8 protein-coding genes and 1 pseudogene are annotated in these 4,536 nt (G+C 21.0%); 3 read left to right on the top strand and 6 right to left on the bottom strand.

Translation table 25 applies throughout. From position 1 onward, the window contains the following. From VAMP_RS07285 to VAMP_RS04660, 3 genes and pseudogenes are all read left to right on the top strand, one after another. Positions 1-148 (top strand): IS1634 family transposase N-terminal domain-related protein (locus VAMP_RS07285; RefSeq protein WP_500681214.1); only part of this gene is annotated, 148 nt, incomplete at its 5' end. Continuing rightward, on the top strand, positions 133-321 hold the full coding sequence (locus tag VAMP_RS04665) for a hypothetical protein (protein WP_213349792.1): 189 nt from the start codon (positions 133-135) through the stop codon (positions 319-321). The genes VAMP_RS07285 and VAMP_RS04665, both read left to right, overlap by 16 nt. A 41-nt stretch (positions 322-362) precedes the next feature. Then, a pseudogene (locus VAMP_RS04660) lies at positions 363-527 on the top strand (hypothetical protein); the annotation flags it as partial. A 51-nt stretch (positions 528-578) separates the two neighbouring features. Here VAMP_RS04660 and rplI read toward each other — a convergent pair. From rplI to VAMP_RS04630, 6 genes are all read right to left on the bottom strand, one after another. Then, entirely contained in the window at positions 579-1,034 is a 456-nt protein-coding gene (gene rplI / locus VAMP_RS04655) for a 50S ribosomal protein L9 (RefSeq protein ID WP_213349791.1), read from the bottom strand. A 27-nt stretch (positions 1,035-1,061) separates the two neighbouring features. Then, positions 1,062-1,379 (bottom strand): HIT domain-containing protein, encoded by a 318-nt coding sequence (locus VAMP_RS07155; RefSeq protein WP_213349790.1) that lies wholly within the window; start codon positions 1,377-1,379, stop codon positions 1,062-1,064. Between the two features lie 70 nt (positions 1,380-1,449). Beyond that, complete coding sequence (locus tag VAMP_RS04645) at positions 1,450-2,154, bottom strand: hypothetical protein (protein WP_213349789.1); 705 nt, start codon at positions 2,152-2,154, stop codon at positions 1,450-1,452. A 117-nt stretch (positions 2,155-2,271) separates the two neighbouring features. Further along, positions 2,272-2,733 (bottom strand): rhodanese-like domain-containing protein, encoded by a 462-nt coding sequence (locus tag VAMP_RS04640; protein WP_213349788.1) that lies wholly within the window; start codon positions 2,731-2,733, stop codon positions 2,272-2,274. A gap of 77 nt (positions 2,734-2,810) precedes the next feature. Next, entirely contained in the window at positions 2,811-3,746 is a 936-nt protein-coding gene (locus VAMP_RS04635) for a hypothetical protein (protein ID WP_213349787.1), read from the bottom strand. Positions 3,747-3,772: 26 nt separating this feature from the next. Beyond that, positions 3,773-4,536: FISUMP domain-containing protein (locus VAMP_RS04630; RefSeq protein ID WP_244831614.1), on the bottom strand; the 764-nt coding region annotated here is incomplete at its 5' end.

Raw genomic sequence — 4,536 nt, 5'->3', positions numbered from 1 at the left:
TAATTGAAAAACTTATGTCACTCATTATCTTGTTGAATCTTTTAGAGATAAAGATACAAAAAAAGTAAAACATAGAAATATAGCTAATCTTTCTGAATTGCCTCCAAAATCAAAAAATATAATAATGAGATTATGTTGATGTCTATAAATAGAATATTTGAACCTAAAAGTAAAAATGCTCTCAAAAATTGGTTAAAACAAATTGATTGAATAAAACAAATTAATGATAATAATCTATATAAAGCAATAGATTATCTTGAAGAAAATCAAAATGATATAGAAAATAAATTATTCAAAAAAAGAAAAGATACACAAAAGTAAAAAGACTACAAACAAATGGTAAAGCTGAAAGAGTAATAAGAACATTAATGGATATGCGACATAGTAAAGAAACATTTATTTCAAGAGAAAATAGAAAAAAGTCTTTAAAAAAGTTTGTAAATCGATATAATTGTGTCAAACTTCATAAATGAATTAATAATAAAATGCCATATAAAATTATAGATGAGTTTTATCACTGAAAATAAAAAAAACTGTAAACAACGCTACCATTTCTTACATAATTACTTAAAATCAAATTATTTTCATATAACTTTAATTTTTATTTTATACTTTTTTGATTCAAAATTTATTTCAGCTTCATAATCTCATATATTTTCTATTTTTTTATTTAATTTAATATTTTTTTTGGGAATATTTATTTTGTACTGTGATACAATATTTAGACTAATAACTTTTTCATCTATTTTTTCATAAAGCTTTCCCATAGGAGATACTGCTTTTTCTATACATAAAGCTTCTTCTTTATTCTGTTGCAAAAGATTAAGAAACTTTTCTTGATTTTTATTTTTTTCAGTTATTTTTTTTTGCTCTTCTTGTTCTATTTTATTTACAGTATTTATATCTGCTAATTTTGCTATTCATTTTGGGATCAAAGAATTATTTGCATATGCTGGACTAACTTCCAATAATGTTCATTTATTTCATAATCATGCTGTATTTTCCAATAAAATAACTTTTATTTTTTTCTTCATAACTTAATTTATTTTAAATATTTAAAATTATAAATTACTCATTAAATGTAAATGTATATGAAAAACTTCTTGACCATGTTCTTTTCAAGAATTTATAAGCAAATTAGCTCATTTCATATTATTTTGTTTAATCAACTTATATGCTATATCATAACATCATTTTACTAATTCCAAATCTTCAATATCGTCCAATAAATGAAAAGATTCCAAATGTTTTTTTGGTATTATCAAATAATGAGTTTTTGCTTCAGGATTTATATTTTCAAAAGCTAAATATTTATCATCTTCATAAACTTTATTACTAGACAATTCTCAATTTACTATCTTACAAAAAACACAATCCATAATTTATATTTAATTAAATAAATGTACTCATATTACATATATTTAAAAAAAAATCAATATAAATATTTTTTTAAATAAAAAATTCATTATAAAACCAATGAATAAAAAATCAAGTAAATGTTAATATTAATAATGGATAATAATAACCTAAATAAGTATTTGAAACTAAATTCATTAACCAATCTTGTCCCAAAACATAAAATAAAGATCATCATAATAATACTAGAAAAAATATTAATACAGAATAAAACATATTTTTTGCAACATAAATCTTATTTTTGTAAGATAATATAAAATAAATAAATCAGAATCATATTAAATTTGTTATCAAAAATATTCTAATATCTCTAAAAAAATTATCTTTTATATCTTTTACATAATTAGTAATTTTAGATTTTATTTCATTTCAAATTTTTCATAATCAAAATAATGTATCGTCTGAAAATTCATATTTTCATAAAAATATTCATCACTTAATAGCTTTATCCAAAATAGTATCTATATTATCAGTTATTTTTTCTTTTCATATATTAACAAGTTTATCAACTCATACTTTTTCCAAAATTCATCAAACTATTTGATTATCATTCTTTATGTTTCAATAAAAATCGTCTGTTTTTTCAACAACTTGCTTTTTTAATTCATTTCATAAATATACTTTTCATAATTCAATATAATATTTTTCATTAACATATGTTCAAACTAATAAAACTAAAGATAAAATCACAAATAATAATGAAATAAATTTGATAAACATCAATATATATTTTTTCATAATATTAATAATAAATTATATTTTTCTAAAAAAATTAGATTAATACTTATAAATATCTATTTTGCAATTATTCTATTACTTAAATTCAAATTTTTTCTTTAATATAATATATTGTAATTAACAAATATCTGAATCGGAACAAGAAATAGTTTTTTTATTATTTGCTATCCAATCTTGTATTCATCACTCCAAATGACTTACATTCATAAATCATAATTCTTCCATTATTTGTAATGTATGACCTGTTCTATTTCAAGAATTACAATAAATAAGATATTTTTTATTTTTATCAAGATTAGCAATTTTTTCAAAAAAATCATCTTCATAATATTCTATATTAATAGCTCATTCCAAAAATCAAGTAACATTTAATTCATGAGAACTTCTTATATCAATTAATTCATATTTTCATTCATTAATTTTTTGTTCAAATTCAAGCACGGATAAACTTCACATTTCTTTTTCAAAATTATTATTTAGATCATAATTTTTTTTATTAGAAATATCTTTATTATCTTCTTTATTTGTACATGCAGACAAAAACATAATTAAAACTATTAGAAATAAAAAATTTTTCATTTATCAAAAAATTTAAATCAATTTAAATAATTTTTGCTATAAATTTACTATATAAAAATTGTATAAAAAATATTTTTTTAAAAATAACTTTTACATTTATTTTTTGCATCTAAATATTTAATATTATTACAATGTCATTTTCTTAATCTTCACATATTATATAATTCTTCCAATGCATCCATAACTGCTTTTTGTTGTTCATTAGTTTCTATTGATTCAAATATTTGAGCAGGTCTTGAAATATAAGTTTCAAGATAATAAGAATAATTAAATTCTTCATATTCTGCATCGGACAATACCGTTTTTAAGTTTTGTATTTCTTTCATATTTGATCATGCCAAACATCTTCATAAAGAAGAAAATGATGCTACATCTTCACATCTATTTTCTGTAATTTGCATAATTTCAGTTTTTTTTTGAATATAAGGAGAGACTGTATTATCATTAATAGCTTTTATCATTCTTTCATCTTGTGTTGCTAATTCTTTTAATTCTTTTTTTTCTCTTTCAGCCAAATATTTTTGTATTTCTTTCTGTTGTTCATTTATCAAATTAATAGTTTTTACAAAATTATCTTCTGACATTTCTCAAATGTCATCTAATGAAATATAATTTCAAGCAAAATAATTTGATACAATATATTTTATTTTTTCATCTTGTGATAAATCTCATATTTGTTCTTGAATATATTCAGATGATATAGTATTTTTTTGTCTTTGCCAAAAATAATTTATACTTTCTCAAAATTCTTTTTGTTCTTGTAAAGAAAGTGAATCAATATGTCATTTGGGAATACCCGAAGATTTAAGTAAATCAATTCAAATTTTTTTATATGTTTCATTATTTGATTGATAATTTTCATAACCAGGAATATTTATTTTTTCAATTTTACTTTCTTCAAGTTTATTTTCATTTCATTCATAATTTTCTTTTATATTAATGTTTCAAATAGCTAATACTACAACTATTGCTAAAAACAATATACTTATTCCAAAAATTATTTTTTTTGACATTTTGATAAAATATTTATTTATTAAAATTATTTACTAATACACATTGAACCAGTCCACTCACAACATTCTTTTCTTGCTCAATTTTTACAAGAATTTTCATTATTCATATTTGTACAATCAAAAGCACTTGTTCAATCTTCTCAACAAGTTTCATCTTCATCTTCATCATCTTCATCTTCATTCTCATTATCTTTCATACAACGAACCGAATATCTTGCAATATCACTATCAACATAAGATCTCCTTAATCAAAGTTTATCATGGTCTATTCATCTTTGCCAAAGATCACTTGCTCGATATCTTCAAGAAGTAGAAGGACCCCGTCGAGTTCCCGAAGAATGAGGAGAAAAAATTCATCAAAAATTAAAGTTTAATTGATTTGTTAATTTATTTTTAATATCATAAGATGATAATCTATCAAAATTTTCACTAAAAAATGAATGATCAGTATCTAACTCACTAGCAATTTCATCAATTCAAGATAAATATATTTCCAATACTTTCCAATCATCATCACTTGGCACTCTCCATCAATCTGGACATAAATAAGAACCTTGTACATCATCTTCTTGTACATCATCTTTAGAATAAAGTCTTCAATAAGAATCACAATTTTCTTCGTTATATCAAAAACATACAGAATCTCAATAATCATAATTTAAATTTTCAGTAAACCAAATTTGTCATCATATTTCAACAGCATTATATTCTTGACCTTGCCAATCTATATTTTGCTCAGTATATCTTTCACATCATCATAAATTTAGTCCATAAGGATCATAATTTTCAT

The organism is Candidatus Vampirococcus lugosii, assembly GCF_018420025.1.
GTDB classification, from domain to species: domain Bacteria; phylum Patescibacteriota; class Gracilibacteria; order Absconditabacterales; family Absconditicoccaceae; genus Vampirococcus; species Vampirococcus lugosii.
Note: the sequence above shows the minus strand (reverse complement) of the source record. Positions and strands in the feature narration are given on the sequence as shown.